Annotated in this window: 21 protein-coding genes; 11 read left to right on the plus strand and 10 right to left on the minus strand. The window is 68.5% G+C overall.

The features are described from left to right. Positions 1 to 3: 3 nt before the first annotated feature. Together QO015_RS06720 and QO015_RS06725 are read left to right on the plus strand one after the other, a co-directional pair. Positions 4 to 378, plus strand: a complete 375-nt coding sequence (locus tag QO015_RS06720; RefSeq protein WP_266280620.1) for a DoxX family protein — start codon at positions 4 to 6, stop codon at positions 376 to 378. Positions 379 to 444: 66 nt separating this feature from the next. Then, positions 445 to 1,056, plus strand: coding sequence for an SCO family protein (locus tag QO015_RS06725; protein WP_266280618.1), 612 nt, complete (start codon positions 445 to 447; stop codon positions 1,054 to 1,056). A gap of 14 nt (positions 1,057 to 1,070) precedes the next feature. Here the strand turns inward: QO015_RS06725 and QO015_RS06730 are convergent, their stop codons facing one another. The 3 genes from QO015_RS06730 to QO015_RS06740 form a co-directional block, all read right to left on the minus strand. Next, positions 1,071 to 1,646, minus strand: a complete 576-nt coding sequence (locus tag QO015_RS06730; RefSeq protein WP_266280616.1) for a DUF6101 family protein — start codon at positions 1,644 to 1,646, stop codon at positions 1,071 to 1,073. A gap of 202 nt (positions 1,647 to 1,848) precedes the next feature. Further along, positions 1,849 to 2,538 (minus strand): DUF2569 family protein, encoded by a 690-nt coding sequence (locus tag QO015_RS06735; RefSeq protein ID WP_266280613.1) that lies wholly within the window; start codon positions 2,536 to 2,538, stop codon positions 1,849 to 1,851. Positions 2,539 to 2,712: 174 nt separating this feature from the next. After that, positions 2,713 to 4,134 carry an FAD-binding oxidoreductase gene (locus tag QO015_RS06740; protein ID WP_266280610.1) on the minus strand — a complete coding sequence of 474 codons (1,422 nt, stop codon included), beginning with the start codon at positions 4,132 to 4,134 and terminating at the stop codon, positions 2,713 to 2,715. Between the two features lie 198 nt (positions 4,135 to 4,332). Here QO015_RS06740 and fabI point away from each other — a divergent pair, with 198 nt between their 5' ends. Continuing rightward, positions 4,333 to 5,151, plus strand: a complete 819-nt coding sequence (gene fabI / locus QO015_RS06745; RefSeq protein ID WP_266280608.1) for an enoyl-ACP reductase FabI — start codon at positions 4,333 to 4,335, stop codon at positions 5,149 to 5,151. Positions 5,152 to 5,171: 20 nt separating this feature from the next. After that, entirely contained in the window at positions 5,172 to 5,750 is a 579-nt protein-coding gene (locus QO015_RS06750) for a histidine phosphatase family protein (RefSeq protein WP_266280606.1), read from the plus strand. A gap of 131 nt (positions 5,751 to 5,881) precedes the next feature. On the opposite strand, the gene QO015_RS06755 is transcribed toward QO015_RS06750, so the two are convergent. Further along, positions 5,882 to 6,139 carry a DUF1344 domain-containing protein gene (locus tag QO015_RS06755; RefSeq protein ID WP_266280603.1) on the minus strand — a complete coding sequence of 86 codons (258 nt, stop codon included), beginning with the start codon at positions 6,137 to 6,139 and terminating at the stop codon, positions 5,882 to 5,884. Positions 6,140 to 6,561: 422 nt separating this feature from the next. Here QO015_RS06755 and aroC point away from each other — a divergent pair, with 422 nt between their 5' ends. Together aroC and QO015_RS06765 are read left to right on the plus strand one after the other, a co-directional pair. Next, positions 6,562 to 7,647 (plus strand): chorismate synthase, encoded by a 1,086-nt coding sequence (aroC, locus tag QO015_RS06760; protein WP_266280601.1) that lies wholly within the window; start codon positions 6,562 to 6,564, stop codon positions 7,645 to 7,647. 47 nt (positions 7,648 to 7,694) lie between these two features. After that, complete coding sequence (locus tag QO015_RS06765; protein WP_266280598.1) at positions 7,695 to 8,813, plus strand: DUF1176 domain-containing protein; 1,119 nt, start codon at positions 7,695 to 7,697, stop codon at positions 8,811 to 8,813. Positions 8,814 to 8,829: 16 nt separating this feature from the next. On the opposite strand, the gene QO015_RS06770 is transcribed toward QO015_RS06765, so the two are convergent. From QO015_RS06770 to QO015_RS06780, 3 genes are all read right to left on the minus strand, one after another. Beyond that, positions 8,830 to 10,071, minus strand: coding sequence for a class I SAM-dependent RNA methyltransferase (locus QO015_RS06770; RefSeq protein ID WP_266280597.1), 1,242 nt, complete (start codon positions 10,069 to 10,071; stop codon positions 8,830 to 8,832). After that, complete coding sequence (locus tag QO015_RS06775; protein ID WP_266280596.1) at positions 10,068 to 10,820, minus strand: TlyA family RNA methyltransferase; 753 nt, start codon at positions 10,818 to 10,820, stop codon at positions 10,068 to 10,070. The genes QO015_RS06770 and QO015_RS06775 overlap by 4 nt, the downstream gene beginning before the upstream one ends. Before the next feature lie 82 nt (positions 10,821 to 10,902). Continuing rightward, positions 10,903 to 11,604 carry a YoaK family protein gene (locus tag QO015_RS06780; protein WP_266280595.1) on the minus strand — a complete coding sequence of 234 codons (702 nt, stop codon included), beginning with the start codon at positions 11,602 to 11,604 and terminating at the stop codon, positions 10,903 to 10,905. Positions 11,605 to 11,759: 155 nt separating this feature from the next. Here QO015_RS06780 and QO015_RS06785 point away from each other — a divergent pair, with 155 nt between their 5' ends. Continuing rightward, on the plus strand, positions 11,760 to 12,656 hold the full coding sequence (locus QO015_RS06785) for a c-type cytochrome (RefSeq protein WP_266280594.1): 897 nt from the start codon (positions 11,760 to 11,762) through the stop codon (positions 12,654 to 12,656). Between the two features lie 332 nt (positions 12,657 to 12,988). After that, positions 12,989 to 13,114 (plus strand): hypothetical protein, encoded by a 126-nt coding sequence (locus QO015_RS06790; RefSeq protein ID WP_266280592.1) that lies wholly within the window; start codon positions 12,989 to 12,991, stop codon positions 13,112 to 13,114. 13 nt (positions 13,115 to 13,127) lie between these two features. On the opposite strand, the gene ubiA is transcribed toward QO015_RS06790, so the two are convergent. Further along, positions 13,128 to 14,060, minus strand: coding sequence for a 4-hydroxybenzoate octaprenyltransferase (gene ubiA / locus QO015_RS06795; protein ID WP_266280590.1), 933 nt, complete (start codon positions 14,058 to 14,060; stop codon positions 13,128 to 13,130). 33 nt (positions 14,061 to 14,093) lie between these two features. Further along, positions 14,094 to 14,897, minus strand: coding sequence for a GNAT family N-acetyltransferase (locus tag QO015_RS06800; RefSeq protein ID WP_266280588.1), 804 nt, complete (start codon positions 14,895 to 14,897; stop codon positions 14,094 to 14,096). A gap of 142 nt (positions 14,898 to 15,039) precedes the next feature. Between QO015_RS06800 and QO015_RS06805 the strand changes: the two genes are divergently transcribed. Next, a complete protein-coding gene (locus QO015_RS06805) occupies positions 15,040 to 15,741 on the plus strand; it encodes a DUF899 family protein (protein ID WP_370877402.1) in 702 nt (233 codons plus the stop codon). Between the two features lie 78 nt (positions 15,742 to 15,819). On the opposite strand, the gene QO015_RS06810 is transcribed toward QO015_RS06805, so the two are convergent. Further along, positions 15,820 to 16,248 carry a GNAT family N-acetyltransferase gene (locus QO015_RS06810; protein WP_266280586.1) on the minus strand — a complete coding sequence of 143 codons (429 nt, stop codon included), beginning with the start codon at positions 16,246 to 16,248 and terminating at the stop codon, positions 15,820 to 15,822. Positions 16,249 to 16,380: 132 nt separating this feature from the next. Here QO015_RS06810 and purD point away from each other — a divergent pair, with 132 nt between their 5' ends. Next, positions 16,381 to 17,670, plus strand: coding sequence for a phosphoribosylamine--glycine ligase (gene purD / locus QO015_RS06815; protein ID WP_266280583.1), 1,290 nt, complete (start codon positions 16,381 to 16,383; stop codon positions 17,668 to 17,670). Positions 17,671 to 17,734: 64 nt separating this feature from the next. Next, complete coding sequence (gene mutL / locus QO015_RS06820) at positions 17,735 to 19,534, plus strand: DNA mismatch repair endonuclease MutL (protein ID WP_266280580.1); 1,800 nt, start codon at positions 17,735 to 17,737, stop codon at positions 19,532 to 19,534. Positions 19,535 to 19,558 lie beyond the last annotated feature (24 nt).

Below are 19,558 nucleotides of genomic sequence, written 5' to 3' on the forward strand. Positions count from 1 at the left end.
ATCATGACACTTGCAGCAACCCTGATCGCCGTCGGGCGGATCGTGCTCGGCCTGTTCTTCGTGATCGCCGGCATCAGGAACCTGATCGGCTTCTCGAAGAATCCCACTCCCGAAACCAATTACGGATGGAAGCTGCCGGCGCCGCTGGTGCTCGTCGGCTTCGCGATGCAGCTTGTCGGCGGCCTCTCCGTGATGCTCGGCATCATGCCGGCCTATGGCGCCGCCCTCCTGATCGTCTTCCTGATCGGCGCGACGTCGCTCTTCCACAACCTGTTCCTGTTCACGGGCGAGGCGCGGGCGCCGCATCTCTATTTCACGCTCGTGAACTGCGCGCTCGCCGGCTACTGCCTGATGGTGATCGGGCTCTCGATCATCTGACAGGCGCCGCCCGCAATCGGCGGATCGTGATTTGGCGGATCCGCCGGCGGCGGCTATGGGAGGCGCATGACACGAAAGCCCATCCCCGCCCGCCGGCCGATCCAGGTGATCCGGCTCGTCCTGTGGCTGCTCGTCGCCGTCGCGATCGCCGGCACGCTGGCGCTCGTCTTTCTCGCTCCGGGCAAGAAGATGACGGCAAGCGCGATCGGCGGGCCGTTCAGCCTCGTCGACCAGAACGGCACGACCGTCACCGAGGCGGCCCTCAAGGGCCATCCCTCGCTGATGTTTTTCGGCTATACCTTCTGTCCGGATGTGTGCCCGACGACGCTCCTGTCGGCGTCGAACTGGCTGAAGGCGCTCGGGCCGGATGGTGACCGGCTCAAGGTCTATTTCGTGACCGTCGATCCGGAGCGCGACACGGTCCCGCAGATGAAGGCCTATCTGCAGGCCTTCGATCCGCGCATCGTGGGGCTCACGGGCGCGCGCGACGCGGTCGACCCGATGCTGAAGGAATTCCGCGTCTATTCGAAGAAGTCCGGCGAGGGCGACGACTACGCCATGGACCATAGCGCCGCCGTCTACATGCTGGACGGCAACGGCGATTTCGTCGGCACGGTCGACTATCAGGAAGACGAGAAGACGGCGATGGAGAAGATCCGCCGCCTGCTGAAGGGCTGACGCCGCACTTCGCCTCAGTCGCGCGCGATGATCTCGCGGCCGTCGACGCGGCCGGCATCGGCCATGGTGCCCATCTTGCGGCGCTTCAGGAAGCGGGGACGGCGGCGCTTGACGGTGGCCAGCGCGCGACGGCTTCGCGGCGCGGAGGCCGGGCCGGAGATCGGGCCGGGCGCCGCCTCGCGGACTGAGCCGTCATGATCGACGATCAGCAGCGGCAGGCCGAGTGCCTTGCCCCAGGCCTGCCAGTCCGCCGCGACGTCCTCGGCATCGCCGAGATCCTCGACGGAGGCCAGCGGCAGCGACATGGCGCTGTCGGCATGCATCAGCTCGATTTCGGTGCGCAGCGCCTCGGTGGCCGGATCGACCGTCATGCGCACGGCGACGCCGCGGAACATGCGGATCGGGCAGGCGAGCGTCGCCTCGACACCGCCGATCGGGCGGCGGACGACGACGCGGTCACGGTCGAGCCAGACGGCGGCGACGCCGGCGGAAGGGGCGGTCAGACGGGCGGAATAGCGCACCGGAAGGGAGAACGGATCGAGCCGGAGATCGCGGAGCGTCGCGTTCGTGTTGGCGGCCTGACGGACCATTCTTGCCTCGCTTCAACTGGTTAACAAGGTCTGAAGCGATGGTCCCGCCGAAGAGGTCCACCGCCTCGCTTGCAGGGAGAATGGCACAGGCAGGGCCGGTTCCGGCTTAAGGAACGTGGTTAATATCCTCCGCTTTGTCCGAGGGTTAGCAGGGGGTGACCGGACAAGGTTGACGGCCGGTAACCCCTCGGCCGGCCGACCGTCAGCGCACGAAGGTGTTCCTCACCCGGCGCGAGCGCAGCACATAGGCAGCCCAGACGAAGCTGACGCCGAGTTCGATCGCCATCGGCAGCAGCACGGCGCGTGTCGCGAGGCGGGCCGGGTCCATGCCGAGGACGGCGATGGCGAGCAGCGGCTCGATGCGGCCGATCAGGAAGAAGGCGACGATCGCGACAAGGAAGAGCGGTTTGAAGTAGCGGCTGCGCAGGACCATCATGACGATGACGCCGAGTTGCAGCAACAGCGCCACGCCATAGAGCCCTAGATCGGCCGTCACCAGTCCCGGATGATCGTCCCAGAGCTCCGTGCCGACGAGGCCGGCCATGCGCGTCAGCGTGTCGACCATGCGGGCCGTGACGATCAACTGGCCCAGGGCGAGCAGCCACAGCCAGCCACCGAAACCCGTGGGGCCGCGCGCGGCATCGAGGGCCTTGGCCTTCCGCTTGCCGTCGACGGCGCGCCGTTTCGCTGCCGGCTTCGCCTTCGCGGCGGCGTCCCGGGGCTTCGCCTTCGGTCGGCCGGCCCCGCTCGCGGAAGCCGGGACGCGGCGCGGCGGCTTTTTTGGTTCGGCCGGCGGCGCGCTGTCGAAGGGAAGTTCGCCCTGCCCTTCCCCGCTCGACGGCGGCGGGCGGCGGCCGGCGCCGCCGCTACTCTTTCTCGGCGCCTTGGTCATGCTTCTCGGCGCCTTGGTCATGCCGTCGCAGCCGCTCCGGGAGAAGCAGCGCGCAGGGCGGCAGATGCGAAGGACACTTCCATCGGCGCGCTCATGGTCCGCAATTGTAGGATGGCGCCAACATAGCGCCGCGGCCGCCGCGCGGCGATGCGCATGCCGTCGCAGCCCTGCCGGTCAGAGCATCTTGCCGGGATTGAGGATGCCATTCGGATCGAGCGCGGCCTTGATCGACCGCATCATGTCCATGGCGACCGGGCCCTTCACGCCGGGGAGCAGATCGCGCTTCAGCCGGCCGATGCCGTGCTCGGCCGAGATGGAGCCGTGATAGCGCGCGACGATGCCGTGCACGAGCGCGTTCATCTCCTCCCAGCGCGCCAGATAGGCGGCCTTGTCGGCGCCGACCGGCTGCGAGACGTTGAAATGGATATTGCCGTCGCCGAGATGGCCGAAAGGGACGGGGCGGCAGCCGGGCACCATCGCCTCCACCGCCGCGATCGCCTCGTCCAGAAAGGCGGGAACGCGGGCGACCGGCACCGAGATGTCATGCTTGATCGAGCCGCCTTCGGGCTTCTGCGCCTCGGACATGCCGTGGCGGAGATGCCAGAAGGCCTGCCGATCGGCCAGCGATTGCGCCAGCGCGGCATCGGCGACCGTGCCGGCCTCGAAGGCCGTGCCGAGCACGTCTTCCAGCGTCGCACTCGCCGCCTCGTCGGAATGGCCGGAGCCGATCTCGATCAGCACATACCAGGGTGACGGCGCCGCGAGCGGATCGCGCGTTCCCGGCAGATGGCCGAGAACGAAGTCGAGCCCGATTCGCGGCATGAGCTCGAAGCCGGAGAGATCATGGCCGGCCCGCTCACGCGCAAGCTGGAACAGCGCCAGCGCCGCAGCAGGGCTTTCGACAGCCACGAAGGCGACCGCCTGGCCCTTCGGCCGCGGAAAGAGCTTCAGGACCGCGGCCGTGATGACCCCCAGCGTGCCCTCGCCACCGATGAATAGCTGCTTCAGGTCGTAGCCGGTATTGTCCTTCCTGAGTGCGTTGAGCCCCTCCCAGACACGGCCGTCGGCGAGAACGACCTCGAGCCCCAGCACCAGGTCGCGGGTGTTGCCATAGGCGAGCACGGCCGTGCCACCGGCATTCGACGAGATGTTGCCGCCGATGCGGCAGGAACCCTCGGCGCCGAGCGACAGCGGGAAAAGCCGGTCAGCCGCCTCGGCCGCCGCCTGGACATCGGCGAGCACGGCGCCGGCCTCGACGGTCATCGTGTAGCCCTCGGCATCGACGGCGCGGATGCGCGTCATGCGGTCGAGCGAGAGCACCACTTCTGTGCCGCTCTGGTCGGGCACCTGCGCCCCGACGAGCCCGGTATTGCCGCCCTGCGGCACGATGGACGTCCGCGTCTCGTTGGCGAGCGCCAGGATCGCCGCGACCTCGGCCGTGCTGCCCGGGCGCAGCACCAGCGGCGTTTGCCCCGGGAATCGGTCTCGCCATTCGATGCGATAGGGCAGCGTGTCGTCGTCGCGGGTGAGGGCATGGGCCGGGCCGACGATGGCGGCGAAGCGGGCGACGAGATCGGGGGAAGGAGCGTTGGTCATGGCCGGGGAAGCGCTGGGGAAGGGTCGGCGGCGAACCTAGCCTCCCCTCGCCCGCGCGTCATCCCGCATTCGCGCTCTCGCGGCTTCGCAAACGGCTTTCGCCAACTGTGATGGGATCGCAGGCGGCGTCGCTTGAAGGCGAAAAACGCCTGTGCGATAGGAGGCGCGCGTCCTTAAGGCCAAGAAGAGAGACAGCGCATGCATTCAGCCGGTGGATTGATGAAGGGCAAACGCGGTCTCCTGATGGGCGTCGCCAACAATCGGTCGATCGCCTGGGGCATCGCCCAGGCCTGCCACCAGCATGGCGCCGAGCTCGCCTTCACCTATCAGGGCGACGCCCTCAAGAAGCGCGTGGAGCCGCTGGCCGCCGAGGTCGGTGGTATCGTGGTCGGCCATTGCGACGTCACGGACGGCGCCTCGATCGATGCCGTCTTCGCCGAGGTGGAGCGCGTCTGGGGCGGCCTCGACTTCGTCGTGCATGCGATCGGCTTCTCCGACAAGGACGAGCTGACCGGCCGCTATGTCGATACCAGCGAAGCCAATTTCTCCAAGACGATGCTGATTTCGGTCTATTCGCTGACCGCGGTCACGCAGCGCGCCGAGAAGCTGATGACCAATGGCGGCTCGATACTGACGCTGACCTATTACGGCGCCGAGAAGGTTATGCCGAACTACAACGTCATGGGCGTCGCCAAGGCGGCACTCGAGGCGAGCGTCAAATATCTCGCGGTCGATCTCGGCCCGAAGAACATCCGCGTCAACGCGATCTCGGCCGGCCCGATCAAGACGCTGGCCGCCTCGGGCATCGGCGACTTCCGCTACATCCTGAAGTGGAACGAATACAACGCGCCCCTGCGCCGCACGGTCACGACCGAAGAGGTGGGCGATTCGGGCGTCTATTTCCTGTCCGATCTCTCGCGCGCGGTGACCGGAGAGGTCCACCATGTCGATTCCGGCTACCACGTCGTCGGCATGAAGGCCGTCGACGCGCCGGACATTTCCGTCATCAAGGACTGAACCGCCGTCCGGGGCTGGCTGTGCCGCGCATCATCTTCATCCGGCACGGCGAGACCGACTGGAACGCCGAGGGCCGCTTCCAGGGCCAGAAGGACATTCCGCTCAACGCGCGCGGCCGCGCCCAGGCGCGCCGCAACGGCGAGACGCTGATCGCCGCATTGCCGGATGTCGTGGAATTCGATTTCGTCGCGAGCCCGCTGTATCGCACCCGCGAGACGATGGAGATCGCCCGCGGCGCCATGGGCCTCGATCCGGCCGGGTATCGTACCGACCCGATCCTGAAGGAGATCACCTTCGGCCATTGGGAGGGCTTTACGGCTCCCGAGCTCGAGGTCCGTTTTCCCGATCTCGTCGCGCAGCGCGACATCGACAAATGGGGTTTCGTGCCACCCGGCGGCGAGAGCTATGCGGATCTCTCGGTCCGTATCGGCGCCTGGCTCGACACCGTCGCCTATGACACCGTGGTCGTGTCGCATGGCGGCGTCTGCCGCGTCCTGCAGGGACTGCTGTCGAGCCTCGATCCCCATTCGGTGACGATGCTCAACATCCGCCAGGACCGCGTGATGGTCTGGGACGGCGAGCACGTTTCCTGGATCTGATCTCCCCTGCCTGAGTTCCCTTCTGGCGGTCCGGCCAAAAGAAAACCCCCGGCTGGGGTGGGCCGGGGGGCTTCTTCATCAGGGAGAGGTCAGTCTATGACGGCTGCTTCCAGACCGCCGGCCTCATGCAGTCAGTTGGCCGGCTCGGGATTGAAGGCGCCGATGCCCTGGCCCTGGCCGGTGTAGCTCACGCCCACATAGTCACCCGGCATGATGCCGAGCAGCACCGAACGGTCGCTGAAGGTATAGCTCTGGCCCGACTGGAGGGTCAGGGTGCCCGCGCTCGCGTTGACGCTGCTCACCGTGCCGGTTGCCTGCTCGGCGGCCATTGCGGCGCCGGCGGAAGCCAGAAGACCGATCGTAGCGGCTGCTATCATAAGTCCACGCATGGTATTCACTCCGTAGTCCCGTTTGCCTGGCTCACGCGGGTTTGGACCGGCTCCCTACCGAGACGCCGCGCCCGTTGCCAGCACCAGAGAGATGATAGCGTTGCTCACGATAAGGAAATCACAAGCGCGTGATGTCAGGAAACCTTAGGTTTTTCCAGGAGATCGCCGTTGGCGGCCCTGAGCATCCCGATACCTCCGGAAGCCTTGCGTCCATTGGTGTCCGGCGATGAGAGGCGCTGGATTCCTGCCGTGGCTCACGAAAATTCCTCCTGATCGTAGCCACGCTTATCATCAAGAATCATCGACTTATCCCCAATCGCCGCCCGGCCGTTCCCGCGTTGCATCGCAGAGCCCGGCGCGTGAGCGTTTGACGGCACGGCGCCGGCTTTCTAGAACCGCACGCGAAGCCCCGGGAACAATCCATGTCGCACAACACCTTCGGCCACCTCTTCCGCGTGACGACCTGGGGCGAGAGCCATGGCCCGGCCCTCGGCGCCGTGGTCGACGGCTGCCCGCCGCGCATTCCGATTTCCGAGGCGGAGATCCAGCATTGGCTCGACAAGCGCCGCCCCGGCCAGTCGCGCTTCACGACCCAGCGGCGCGAGCCTGACGAAGTGAGAATCCTCTCCGGCGTCCTGCCGCAGGAGGACGGGACGCTTCTGACAACGGGCACGCCGATCGCGCTCGAGATCCAGAATGTCGACCAGCGCTCCAAGGACTACGGCGACATCAAGGACCGCTACCGGCCGGGTCATGCCGACTTCACCTATGACGTGAAATACGGCATCCGCGACTATCGCGGCGGCGGGCGTTCCTCGGCGCGCGAGACCGCGGCGCGGGTCGCGGCCGGCGCCATCGCGCGCAAGGTGGTTCCGGGCCTCGTGATCCGCGGCGCGCTCGTGCAGATCGGTCCGCATGCCATCGAGCGCGGGCGCTGGAACTGGAACACGGTCGACGAGAACCCGTTCTTCTGCCCCGACGAAGAGACCGCGGCGCTGTGGGAGACCTATCTCGACGGCATCCGCAAGGCGGGGTCGTCGGTCGGCGCGGTCATCGAGATCGTCGCGGAGGGGGTGCCCGCCGGTCTCGGCGCCCCGATCTACGGCAAGCTCGATCAGGACATCGCCAGCCTTCTCATGTCGATCAACGCCGTGAAGGGCGTCGAGATCGGCGAAGGCTTCGCGGCGGCGGCGCTTACCGGCGAGGAGAATGCCGACGAGATGCGGATGGGCAATGACGGCGAGCCGCTGTTCCTGTCCAACCATGCCGGCGGCATTCTCGGCGGCATCTCGACCGGACAGCCGATCATCGCGCGCTTCGCCGTTAAGCCGACCTCCTCGATCCTCACGACGCGGCGCTCGATCACGGCGGGCGGCGAGGAGGTGGACGTGATGACCAAGGGACGGCACGATCCGTGTGTCGGCATCCGCGCCGTTCCGATCGGCGAGGCGATGGTCGCCTGCGCGATCGCCGACCACTACCTGCGCCATCGCGGCCAGAACGGTTGAACCGGCGCCGCACTGCGGCGTTGCAGCAAGCGACGAGGGAGGACTCCATGAATAACCCGACATTTCTGTCGCAGGCCGCGCTTGCGGCCTTCTTGCTGACGGCTGCGCCGGCTTCTCTGCTTTCGGCAGCGCCGGCCCTTGCCGACACCGCCGCCAAGGCGGGCGAGCTCAAGGACTACAAGGACTGGGAAGTCGGCTGCGACAACACGCGGTCCTGCGTCGCGATCGGCATGACGCCGGACGAAAGCTCGCTGTCGGGCTATCTGCGGATCGCGCGGTCCGGCGAGGCGAACGCGGTGCCCGACGTCACCTTCACCGTCTATCCGCCCGACGACACGACCAACAAGCTGAAGAAGCCCATGGTCCGCCTTTCGCTCGACTCGAACAAGGCGGGGGGCCTTCCGACGGGCTCGCTCCCGCTCACCGAGGCCGGCGATCTCTTCGAGCTGAAGCTGGCGCAGGAGGCGCTGCCCGACCTGCTCGCGGCACTGCGGTCCGCCAAGAAGATCACGATGGACCTCTACGACGGCAACAAGAAGGTGAGCAGCCAGGTCATCTCGCTTGCCGGTTCTTCGGCCGCGCTGCTCCAGATGGACGACCAGCAGAAGCGCGTCGGCACGGTGACCGCGCTCGTCAAGAAGGGCGATGCCGGCGCCGATACGATCCCGCCGGTCCCTGCCCTGCCCAAGGTCAAGTCGCTGCCGGTCAGCGAAATGCCCGATCCGCTTCCGAAGCCGCCGAAGACCGCCGCCAAGCCGATGCCCGACGGTTGCGGCGAGGGTCCCGCTCCCTATGTCGCTTTCCAGCTGCCCGGCGGCGCATCGCTCTGGGGGACCTGCGCCTCGGCTGGCGCCTACAATTTCGCCTATGACTACCGCCTCTTCGTGGACGGCAAGCCCGGCCGGCCCTGGAACGCGATCGTTCCCGGAACGAAGCGCGGCGGCGAGGGCGACGACATCACGTGGCTCTGGAACGCCTATGTCGACGACCAGACCAAGCGCCTCAATTCCTACATCAAGGGCCGCGGCCTCGGCGATTGCGGCGACGCGACCGAATGGGCCTTCGACGGCCAGAACTTCGCCGCCCTCACCTATATCGCGATGGGCGATTGCCGCGGCGTGATGCAGGACGACTGGCCGGTGCTCTATCGCGCGGAGGCGGAGTAGCTCTCCCCAGAGGTGGTCAGCCTTTCTCGAAGGCTGCCACCACCTCGACATGCGACGACCAGAGGAACTGGTCGACGGGGGTGACGCGGGTTAGCCGGTAACCGCCATCGATCAGGATACGGGCGTCGCGCGCGAGCGTCGCGGCGTTGCAGGAAACGCCGACGATGCGCTGCACCGTGGATTTCGCCAGCATCTCGGACTGCGCCTTGGCGCCGGCGCGCGGCGGATCGAAGACGACGGCCTTGAACGGCTTCAGCTCCGGCGGCGCCATCGGATTGAGGAAGAGGTCGCGGCGCCGCATCGTGATGGTGCGGATCCCCTTCGAGAAGCGCATCGAGCGGTCGAGCGCCTTCAGCAGCGCGGCATCGCCTTCGACGGCCAGCACCGGGAAGCGGCGGGCGAGCCGCAGCGAGAAGGTCCCGATGCCGGCGAAGAGGTCGACGACCGGCGCCGACCGCGGGCCGGCCTTGCCGATGCCGGCATCGACGAGATCGGCCAGCGCCTGCTCCGAGGCGGCCGTCGCCTGCAGGAACCCTCCGGCGGCCGGATAGAGCACGGTGTCGCCGAGCCGGAGCTCCGGCTGGCGGCTGGTCGCGACCTCGGTGCCTTCGACCGTGAGCCGCGCGAGCCAGCCTTCGGCGACATGCCGGCCGAGGATATCGTAGAGGGCCCGTCCCGGCGTCGCGGCGCCGTCGATCGCGACGTCGAGGCCGGTGTCGGTGGCGGTGACCGTCATGCGCGCGCGCTTGCCGCGGCCGATCACCAGCCCGGCAAGCTGCGACAGCCGGCCGAGCCTCGTCTCGATCGCCGGGACCAGCAGCGGACATTCCTCGATCGCCAGCAGATCGTGGCTTTCACGGCGGTTGAAGCCGAGCCGCGTCGTGTCGCCCTCCTTCTCGACCGTGAACACCGCGCGGCGCCGGCTGTGCGGACCGATGGCGAGGAGCGGCTCGACCTCGACGGCGATGCCGCGCTGCTCGAAGGCGCGTTGCACCAGATCGCGCTTGAACGCGCGATAGGGCGCCTCCGCAAGATGTTGCAGCGTGCAGCCGCCGCAGGTGCCGAAGTGCCGGCAAGGTGGCTCCGTCCGGTCGGGGCTGCGCTCGAGGATCTTTACGAGGTGGCCGCGCTCGCCCGCGACATCCGCCTCGACGACCTCTCCCGGCAGGGCGAAGGGCACGAAGACCTTGGCACCGCCGTCTTCGGCGACGCCGTCGCCTTCATGGCCGAGCGAGGTGATGGTCAGGCGATGCCTCATCGCGCAGGCTCCTTGCGGGCGCCGAGAAGAAATTCGTGATTGCCGTCGCCGCCTGCGATGGGCGAAGGGACGAGCCCGTCGACCTGCCAGCCCTGCCCGCTGCCGAGCCAGCCGGCGATCGCGAGCGCGGCGGCATGGCCCTCGGCCGGGTCGCGCACGATCCCGCCCTTTCCGATGCCGGCCCGACCGACCTCGAATTGCGGTTTCACGAGAAAGATGCCCCAGGCGCCGGGGGCCGCGAGCGCGAGGGCTGGCGGCAAAGCGAGGCGCAGCGAGATGAACGACATGTCGGAGACCACGGCCTCGGGCGCCTCGCCGAGATCGTCCGCGACGAGGTCGCGCGCATTGAGACCCTCCCGGGCGAGGACGCGCGCGTCGCCGGCAAGGCGCGGGTCGAGCTGGCCGTGGCCGACATCGATCGCGTGCACCCGCCGCGCGCCGCGCTCGAGCAGCACCTCGGTGAAGCCGCCGGTCGAAGCGCCGAGATCGAGCGCCACGCGCCCCTCGGCGCCATAGCCGAAATGATCGAGCCCCGCGACCAGCTTCAGCGCCGAGCGCGAGACATAGGCGGCGGCGGGATCGTCGAGCGCGAGCGCGGCATCGGGGCCGACGGCGAGCGAGGGCTTGGTCGCCGGCCGCCCGTCGACGGTGACATGGCCGCGCAGGACCGCGTCGCGCGCCCGTGCCCGGGTCGGCGCGAGCCCACGCGCCACAAGTGCCTGGTCGAGGCGGAGCGGGGCGTCGGTCATCGGCGGAAAGCGTGGTGCGGTCGCGTCATGGAGGCGCATCAGATGACCGCTCGGCAGCGGGGGCGCAAGGGAAATCGCGGCCTCACATCAGCATGCCGGTCTCCTGCGGCGGCTCGTGCGCCTTCATGAGCGCGATGAAGGCGGTGACCGCGACGGCCATCGCGAGGCAGCGGAGCCCAACGAAATGAAAGCTCGCGGCGGCGGTCATGGCGCCGATGCCGAAGGAGAGGATCGCCCTCAGAAGCGCATGGAAGCGCTTTCGCGCAGCCTCGCCGGCAAGGGTGGCACGGCCTGACAGGCGGTCGGCGAGATCGATGGCAAACTGCGTGGTCGTGCCGGTCAGGATGGTGGTGGGCGGCTCGCTGGCGAGATGGATCCGCTGCACGGCGTTCTGGATCGACATCGCCATGACGCCGACGACGCCGGTGATCACGGCCGGCAGTGCGTCGCCATCCGGAAAGGGGCCGAGTACCGTCGCGAGGACGAAGAAGAGCAGGAGCAGCAGGGTCTGGCCGATCATCAGACGCGGCACCGGAGCCCGGCCGCTGTCGGCGAGCCTGTTTCCGACGAGGCGCGCCAGCACCACGACGGTGATGAAGACCGGGATGGCCAGAAGCTTGGTGATCGCTCCGGTGAGGCCGAGCACCAGCGAGGCGGCGAGGGTGACGAAGTTGCCTGTCACATGCGAGGTGAACAGGCCCTGCAAGCCGAGAAATCCGGCGGTATCGACGAAGCCGCCGTTGAAGCCGAGCAGCACAGCGACGGGAATCATGGGCGTCCGCACCGGCCGGGCCTCCTCAAGGTGTGACCTCGATCCTATCCGGCGCACCCACATCTGCGGCAAGGGATTCTTCATTGTCGCAGCCGGGAGACCGCTGTTCGCCTGCCGCGACCAATGGTAGCATCCTTGGAACAAGTCAAAAGACTTCGGGGGGAATCATGAAGGCGGCGGCTCTCACACTGCTGGCGGGCTCGGCGCTCGCGCTTCTCGGCGGCACTGCACTGGCGGACGATGCTCTCGTGGCGCGCGGCGACTATCTGGTGAACGGGCCGGTGGCCTGCGGCAGCTGCCACACCCCGCTCGGGCCCGACTTCAAGCCGATCGCCGACAAGACGCTGGCCGGCGGTTTCCACTTCGACGAAATGGCGTTCAACAGCTACTCGGCCAACATCACGCCGGACAAGGAAACCGGCATCGGCAACTGGACGGACGAGGAAATCATCCACGCCATCCGCGAGGGCGCGCAGAAGGACGGGCGGATCATCTTCCCGCCCATGCCGGTGCCCACCTACAACAACATGTCGGACGACGACGTGAAGGCGATCGTCGCCTATCTGCGCACGGTCAAGCCGGTCAAGAACGCGGTCCCGCTCGCGAAATACAATATCCCGCAGCAGACCATGCCGCCGGCCAAGGGCCTGCCGGCGCCGCCGAAGACCGACAAGGTCGCCTATGGCGGCTATATCGTGAACGCCCTCGGCCACTGCTTCGAATGCCACACGACGCCCGGCGCCAACGGCATTCCCGATTTCGCCGGCCATCTCGGCGCGGGCGGCTTCGAGATCAAGCTCGGCCCCGGCATGTCGGTCATGACGGCCAATATCACGTCCGACAAGGAGACCGGCATCGGCGACTGGACCGACGCCGAGATCAATCGGGCGATCACGCAGGGCATCGGCAGGGACGGCAAGCCGCTCGCGCCGCCCATGGCCTATGCCTATTACAAGAACATGACCGACGAGGATGTCGACGCCGTCGTCGCCTATCTCCGGACGCTGAAGCCGATCAGCAACAAGGTCGAGCCGACCGCCTTCCAGCAGAAAGCCTTCCCCTGAAGACCGGGAGCCTCGCTTCCGCCTTCGCCGGCGTCATACTCCTGAACGCGGCGACGACGCCGGCGCTGGCCGATGCCGCCGGCGACATCCGCGCCCGCCTGCTGCAATGGACGGCCGACTTCAATGCCGGCCGGAAGGCCGAGGCGTGCGAGCTGTTCTCGACGACGCTGATCTCGGACTATCGCGGCCAAAGCGAAGCCGGCTACGAGACCCGTTGCCGGCTGCTCGAAAAGGCGATCGACAACCCTGCGCGCCGCTTCCGCTACGACGAGCCGCTGATCAAGGAGATCATCGTCTCGGGCGATCTAGCCGTCGTGCGCCTGGAATGGACGATGAGCGTGACGCCGGGCGAGATCAGGGTCGTGGAACCGGGCATCGACATCTTCCGGAAAGAGGCGGACGGACGGTGGCGGATCATCCGATACATGGCCTACGAGGCCGATCCGGCACCACCCTGACGGGAGCGCGCGCTCAGGCGAGGCCGTCCAGCACGAGCCCGGCCAGAAGGATCAGTCCGAAGGTCCAGTTGGACTTGAAGAGGCGGAGCGCCAGGGCGCCATCGGAAAGATCGATGCGCGCCACCTGCCAGCCGAGATGGACGGCGCCCGCGGCGAGCCCGGCATAGGCCACGGGCCCGGCCCCCGCGAGGACGAGCGACAGCGCGAAGAACGCGACCGCACCGGCATAGAGAAAGCCGACATAGAGCGGCGCCCGCTCGCCGAACAGCAGCGCCGTCGAGCGCACGCCGACGATCGCGTCGTCCTCCTTGTCCTGCAGCGCGTAGATCGTGTCGTAGCCGATCGTCCACAGCACGCCGCCGGCATAGAGCGCCAGCGGCGCGACGGCGAGGCTGCCATACCATGCGGCCCATCCCATCAGCGCTCCCCAGGAGAAGGCGAGCCCGAGCACCGATTGCGGCCAGTCGGTGATGCGCTTCATGAACGGATAGGCGGCGACGACGCCGAGCGAGGCCAGGCCGACCAGAATCGCGAAGCCGTTGAACGACAGCAGCACGGCGAGCCCGACCAGGGCCTGCGCGACGAGGAAGATCTTGGCGGCGCGGACGCTGACCTGGCCGCTCGGGATCGGTCGCGAGCGCGTGCGGGCTACCCCGGCATCGAGTTCGCGATCGATGATGTCGTTATAGGTGCAGCCGGCGCCGCGCATGGCGATGGCCCCGGCGAGGAAGAGCAGCAGATGGCCGAGGTCCGGCCATGCCGACCCCGCCGCGCCGCTGGCGAGGACGGAGGACCACCAGCAGGGCAGGACGAGAAGCTGCCAGCCGATCGGCCGGTCCCAGCGCGCGAGCCGCGCATAGGGCTTCAGCCAGGCCGGCGCGTGTCGATCGACGAAATTGCCCCGCGCGGCATCGGCAACGGGCGCCGGTTCGGCGATGGGCGGCATGTCGGTCGGTCTCCTCGTTGGACTGCCGGGCGCTTATACGACGATCGTCGCCTTCGGCGCAGTGTGGTGCGTGAGCGTCAGGAAATGGCGAAGGCCGAGGCGGGCGGCAAGGCGCAGCGAGCCCGGATTCGTCTCCTCGACATTGTAGCGCGCGCTGTGGCCGTTTTCCCGGAGCACCGCCAGCGCGGTCGTGACGACGCGGGGCGCGAGCCCCTGCCCGCGCCTGTCCGGCCGGGTGAAGACGCCGCCGATCTCGTGTACCGGCCCATGATTGACGAAGGCGCAGCAGACGGCGGCGGCAGCGCCGCTTCCGGGATCGTCGAGCGCGCAGACGAAGGCGTCGCCGGCAACGAGCAGAGGCTCCAGCACGGCACGGTCATGGCCCTGCATGGCGAGCAGGGCATAGTCGTCGTCGCGCGGCTGGCGCGTGACACGGACCGACGGATCGCGCTCGTGAGCGGCTGCGGCGGTGAAGGAATGGAAGGCCGTCGTTCGCGTCGTCGCGAGCATGCCGGCGAGCGCGGCGCGGTCGGCGTCACGGGCGAGCTTGAAGACGGCCCCGCCCCCGAGCGGGACATGCCGAAGCAGGTGGCCGGACAGGACTTCGGAATCGCTCGCGAGGAAGGCCACGACGTCCGCCTCCGGATAGGTGGCCCGGTCATAGGGGCTGGCGGCGGCGTTGAGCAGCACCAGCGTCGCGTTCTCGTCGCCCTCGGCGGCCGAAAGCGCACGGGTCGCTTCCGGATAGGCGGTGAGGTGCTTCAGCAGGACGACATTCTCGAGCGGGTCCGCTGCGAGGCGGGCGATGATCGCCGCGCGGTCGTTCGAAAGCTCCATCTCGCATCGCCCCATGTTGCCGGCCGAGCTTGCAGGCTCGAAGAACCAATCGCAATCTCGCGGGCGCATGTCGGAAAGTCCTGCGGCCATTCGTCCTCGGTCGAGGGCCTTCGGGCTGCCATGACGATGAGAGGAGATCATCATGACCGAGAATCTGGAGCCCGCCGCCGCGCTCGCCGCTCGCAATCCCGTTCGCATCGTCAACGAGAGCGCGGAATACCGGGCCGCCCGGCAGGAACTGCTCATCCAGGAATACGAACTGCGCCGGCTGACCGAGAAGGTCGCCGCCATGCGCCGCGCGCTGCCCGAGGGCGCGGCCGTGACCGGCAATTATCGCTTCATCGCCGAGGATGGCCGCGAGGTTGGCCTCGCCGAGATGTTCGCCGACAAGACCAGCCTCGCCATCTACAATTTCATGTTCGGGCCACAGCGCGCCCGTCCCTGCCCGATGTGCACCAACCTTCTCGGCGCGCTCGAGGGCAACGCCAACGACATCCAGCAGAAGATGGCGCTCGCCGTCGTCGCGCGCTCGCCGATCGAGCGGCTGATCGCCTTCAAGAAGGAGCGCGGCTGGCGCTTCCTGAAGCTCTACAGCGACGCGAACGGCGAATGGTCGCGCGATTTCCACGCCGTCGGCGACGATGGCGGCGACATTCCGGGTCTCCACGTCTTCACGCGCCGCGAGGGCTCCATCCGCCATTTCTGGAGCGGCGAGATGACGGAAGCCGATCCCGGACAGGACCCGCGCGGCGCCCCGGAGCTCGGCACCCTGTGGCACCTGCTCGACCTCCGTCCCGAAGGCCGCGACCCCGACTGGTATCCGGAGCTCGATTATCCGACCTGAAGGGCGGGACCGCGCCTCTCAGTCCTCTCCTCGTCATTTCAGGGTTCGTGCCGGGCACGAGGGAAGTTGGCGCGCTCCTCAGTCCGGGAGCCGCTTCTGCATGAAATAGCGGGCTTTGCCGCGCGGATGGTCGTCGATCTTGCCAAAGGGCTCGAAGCCAAGCTTCGTGTAGAAGCCGGGCGCCTGGAAGGCGAAGGTGTCGAGCCAGATCCCGGCACAACCGCGGGCACGGGCGCGTGTCTCCGCCTCGGCCATCAGGCGGCTGCCGATTCCCTCGCCGCGAGCCTCCTTCGGGACGACCAGCAGTTCGACGAACAGCCAGTCGAAGACGATCCGTCCCCAGAGCCCGCCGATGGTCGCGCCGGTCTCTGGATGCTTGACCAGCACCGCGACCGGTTCGTGGCCGGACGGACCGTGCGCTTCGTCGTTATAGGCGACCAGCACGTCGAGGATCGCCTCGCGATCCGCCGCGCTCGGGGCGTCCGGTGTCACGATGAGCGGCTGCATGATCTTTCTCCGGCATGAGCGTGTGGCGGGCTGTCCGCGACGCGCTGCGCGACGCTCGACTTTCACCGCCCTGCTTGCTAAGCGCCGCGCAAGGAATCTTCAACCGCCGCGGCGGCAGGAAACGGGTGGGACATGACCGACGAACGCCTCAACGTGCTGCTGATCGGCTCCGGCGGGCGCGAGCATGCGCTGGCCTGGAAACTCTCCGAATCGCCACGCCTCAAGCGGCTGTTCGCGGCGCCGGGCAATCCGGGCATCTGCGAGTATGCCGTCATGTGCGCGCTCGACATCACCGATCACGCGGCGGTCGTGGATTTCTGCAAGCGCGAGGCGATCGACCTCGTCGTGGTCGGCCCGGAGGCGCCGCTCGTCGCCGGCATCGCCGATGCGCTGAACGCGGCCGGCATCTCCGTCTTCGGCCCGTCGCAGGCCGCGGCGGCGCTGGAGGGCTCGAAGGGCTTCACCAAGGATCTCTGCGCCGAGGCCGGAATTCCCACCGCCGCCTATCGCCGCTTCACCGATGCCGACGCCGCCCGCGCCTATCTCGCAGAGAAGGGCGTGCCGATCGTCGTCAAGGCGGACGGCATCGCGGCCGGCAAGGGGGTCGTCGTCGCGGCGACCCTCGACGAGGCAATCGAGGCGGTCGACGCCTGTTTCGCCGGCGCCTTCGGCGAAGCCGGGGCGGAGGTGGTGATCGAGGACTGCCTCGTCGGCGAGGAGGCGAGCTTCTTCGCGATCTCCGACGGCGTCACGGTGGTGCCGTTCGGCGCGGCTCAGGACCACAAGCGCGCCTTCGACGGCGACACCGGCCCCAACACCGGCGGAATGGGCGCCTACGCGCCGCCGCCGGTCATGACCGATGCGATGATGGCCCGGACCATGGACGAGATCGTGCGCCCGACCATCGCCGCCATGGCGGCGCGCGGGACGCCGTTCAAGGGCGTGCTCTTCGCGGGTCTCATGATCACCGAGAGCGGACCGCAGCTCATCGAATACAATGTCCGCTTCGGCGACCCGGAATGCCAGGTGCTGATGATGCGGCTCGAATGCGACCTGCTCGATCTCCTGTGCTCGGCCGCCGCCGGCAGGCTTGACAGTGCGCCGCCGACCTTCAGGCAAACGCCGGCGCTCACCGTCGTGATGGCGGCCAAGGGCTACCCCGGCAGCTATCGCAAGGGAACGCCGATCGGCGGCATCGCGGCGGCCGAGGCGATCGACGGCGTCAAGGTGTTCCAGGCCGGAACGGCGCTCTCGGCTGGCAAGCTGGTCGCTTCGGGCGGCCGGGTGCTCAATGTCTCGGCGACGGGGCGAACCATCGCCGAAGCACGCGAGCGCGCCTATCGCGGCGTCGCGGCGATCCAGTGGGACGACGGCTTCTGCCGCTCCGACATCGCCTGGCGCGCGATGGAACGCGGCGCCTGAGCTGGCTTTCGCCGCGACCGCGAATCCGGCAGACTCGCCCCTCACGCGAGACACGCAAGAACCCATGCCGATCCGTCGCCTGACCGAGGACATGATCAACCGCATCGCCGCAGGCGAGGTGGTCGAACGCCCGGCGAGCGTCGTCAAGGAGCTGGTCGAGAACGCGATCGACGCCGGCGCGCGGCGGATCGAGATCGTCACCGCCGGGGGCGGGGCAGCGCTCATCCGCGTCACGGACGACGGCTCGGGCATGAATGCCGAAGACCTGGCCCTGTCCGTCGACCGGCACGCGACCTCGAAGCTTACCGATCTCGACGATATCCGCACGCTAGGCTTCCGCGGCGAGGCGCTGGCATCGATCGGCGCCGTCGCCCGGCTGTCGATCGCGAGCCGCCATGCCTCGGAGGGGCATGGCTGGGAAGTGGTGGTCGAGGGCGGAGCCTTGCAGCCGCTTCGTCCCGCCGCGCTCGCCTCCGGCACGCGCGTCGAGGTTCGCGACCTCTTCTTCGCGACGCCGGCGCGGCTCAAGTTCCTGAAGGGGGAGCGGGCCGAGGCGAGCGCGATCACCGAGGTCGTCCGCCGCCTCGCCATCGCACATCCCGAGATCCGCTTCCATCTCACCGGCAGCGACCGGTCCGCGCTCGACCTGCCGTCCACCGGCGATGCAGGCCTTGCCGCGCGGCTGACACAGATCCTCGGTCCCGATTTCGCGCAGAACGCCATGCCGGTCGATGCCTTGCGCGAGGGCGTGCGGCTTTTCGGCCTCGCCGGCCTGCCGACCTACCACCGCGCCAACGCGCTGCAGCAATATCTCATGGTGAACGGCCGGCCGGTGCGCGACCGTCTGCTGATGGGTGCGCTCCGGGCCGGCTATGCCGATGTCATGGCCCGCGACCGTCATCCGGTGGTGGCGCTCGGCATCGAGATCGCGCCGCAGGATGTCGACGTCAACGTGCATCCGGCGAAGGCTGATGTGCGCTTCCGCGATCCTGGCCTCGTGCGCGGCCTCATCGTCGGCGCGCTGCGCCACGCGATCATCGCGAGCGGCCACCGCGCCACGACGACCGGCGGCGGCGCGACGATCGCCGCCTTCCGGCCGGCCGGCGGCGGGGCGACGGCTCCCATCCGCCCCGCCTATGCCGCGCAGCCGGCTGCGTTCGGCCGGGTCTCGCAGGCCGCGGCCTTCGCCGAGCCGTCCGAGCGGTTCGATGCGGCCTTCGCGGCGGTCGACATGCCCTCGGCCGATGCGCGCGCCCATGCCGCCCCGATGGCGGAGCGCACCGCCCGTCCGCTCGGCGCGGCGCGGGCGCAGGTGCACGGAACCTATGTCATCACGCAGACCGAAGACGGCATCGTCATCGTCGACCAGCATGCCGCGCATGAGCGGCTGGTCTATGAACGGCTGAAGCAGTCGCTGGCGCGGTCAGGCGTCGCGCGGCAGATCCTGCTCATCCCCGACATCGTCGAGCTTCCGTCCGAGGATGTCGCGCGGCTCGTCGCCCGCGCGGAGGAACTCGAAGCCTTCGGTCTGGTCGTCGAGAGCTTCGGCCCCGGCGCGGTCGCCGTGCGCGAAACCCCGGCCCTGCTCGGGGAGGTCGATGCGCGCGCGCTCCTTGCCGACCTTGCCGATGATTTCGCCGAATGGGACGGCTCCACGCGCCTCGCCGAGAAGCTCGACCATGTCGCCGCGACCATGGCCTGCCACGGCTCGGTGCGCGCCGGGCGACAGCTTCGGCCTGAGGAGATGGACGCGCTGCTGCGCGAGATGGAGGCGACGCCCGGCTCCGGCCAGTGCAATCACGGCCGGCCGACCTATGTCGAGCTGAAGCTCGGCGATATCGAGCGCCTGTTCGGACGGCGCTGACCGGGCGGTCGCTCACGAGGCCGG

It is taken from the genome of Kaistia geumhonensis (genome assembly GCF_030815145.1).
GTDB lineage: Bacteria > Pseudomonadota > Alphaproteobacteria > Rhizobiales > Kaistiaceae > Kaistia > Kaistia geumhonensis.

What these genes read in the sequence shown, in the direction of transcription:
- QO015_RS06720 (WP_266280620.1), top strand. Translation starts at nt 4, where the DNA reads ATGACACTTGCAGCAACCCTGATCGCCGTCGGGCGGATCGTGCTCGGC.
- QO015_RS06725 (WP_266280618.1), top strand. Translation starts at nt 445, where the DNA reads ATGACACGAAAGCCCATCCCCGCCCGCCGGCCGATCCAGGTGATCCGG.
- QO015_RS06730 (WP_266280616.1), bottom strand. Translation starts at nt 1,646, where the DNA reads ATGGTCCGTCAGGCCGCCAACACGAACGCGACGCTCCGCGATCTCCGG.
- QO015_RS06735 (WP_266280613.1), bottom strand. Translation starts at nt 2,538, where the DNA reads ATGACCAAGGCGCCGAGAAAGAGTAGCGGCGGCGCCGGCCGCCGCCCG.
- QO015_RS06740 (WP_266280610.1), bottom strand. Translation starts at nt 4,134, where the DNA reads ATGACCAACGCTCCTTCCCCCGATCTCGTCGCCCGCTTCGCCGCCATC.
- fabI (WP_266280608.1), top strand. Translation starts at nt 4,333, where the DNA reads ATGCATTCAGCCGGTGGATTGATGAAGGGCAAACGCGGTCTCCTGATG.
- QO015_RS06755 (WP_266280603.1), bottom strand. Translation starts at nt 6,139, where the DNA reads ATGCGTGGACTTATGATAGCAGCCGCTACGATCGGTCTTCTGGCTTCC.
- aroC (WP_266280601.1), top strand. Translation starts at nt 6,562, where the DNA reads ATGTCGCACAACACCTTCGGCCACCTCTTCCGCGTGACGACCTGGGGC.
- QO015_RS06765 (WP_266280598.1), top strand. Translation starts at nt 7,695, where the DNA reads ATGAATAACCCGACATTTCTGTCGCAGGCCGCGCTTGCGGCCTTCTTG.
- QO015_RS06770 (WP_266280597.1), bottom strand. Translation starts at nt 10,071, where the DNA reads ATGAGGCATCGCCTGACCATCACCTCGCTCGGCCATGAAGGCGACGGC.
- QO015_RS06775 (WP_266280596.1), bottom strand. Translation starts at nt 10,820, where the DNA reads ATGACCGACGCCCCGCTCCGCCTCGACCAGGCACTTGTGGCGCGTGGG.
- QO015_RS06785 (WP_266280594.1), top strand. Translation starts at nt 11,760, where the DNA reads ATGAAGGCGGCGGCTCTCACACTGCTGGCGGGCTCGGCGCTCGCGCTT.
- QO015_RS06790 (WP_266280592.1), top strand. Translation starts at nt 12,989, where the DNA reads ATGAGCGTGACGCCGGGCGAGATCAGGGTCGTGGAACCGGGCATCGAC.
- ubiA (WP_266280590.1), bottom strand. Translation starts at nt 14,060, where the DNA reads ATGCCGCCCATCGCCGAACCGGCGCCCGTTGCCGATGCCGCGCGGGGC.
- QO015_RS06800 (WP_266280588.1), bottom strand. Translation starts at nt 14,897, where the DNA reads ATGGAGCTTTCGAACGACCGCGCGGCGATCATCGCCCGCCTCGCAGCG.
- QO015_RS06805 (WP_370877402.1), top strand. Translation starts at nt 15,040, where the DNA reads ATGACCGAGAATCTGGAGCCCGCCGCCGCGCTCGCCGCTCGCAATCCC.
- QO015_RS06810 (WP_266280586.1), bottom strand. Translation starts at nt 16,248, where the DNA reads ATGCAGCCGCTCATCGTGACACCGGACGCCCCGAGCGCGGCGGATCGC.
- purD (WP_266280583.1), top strand. Translation starts at nt 16,381, where the DNA reads ATGACCGACGAACGCCTCAACGTGCTGCTGATCGGCTCCGGCGGGCGC.
- mutL (WP_266280580.1), top strand. Translation starts at nt 17,735, where the DNA reads ATGCCGATCCGTCGCCTGACCGAGGACATGATCAACCGCATCGCCGCA.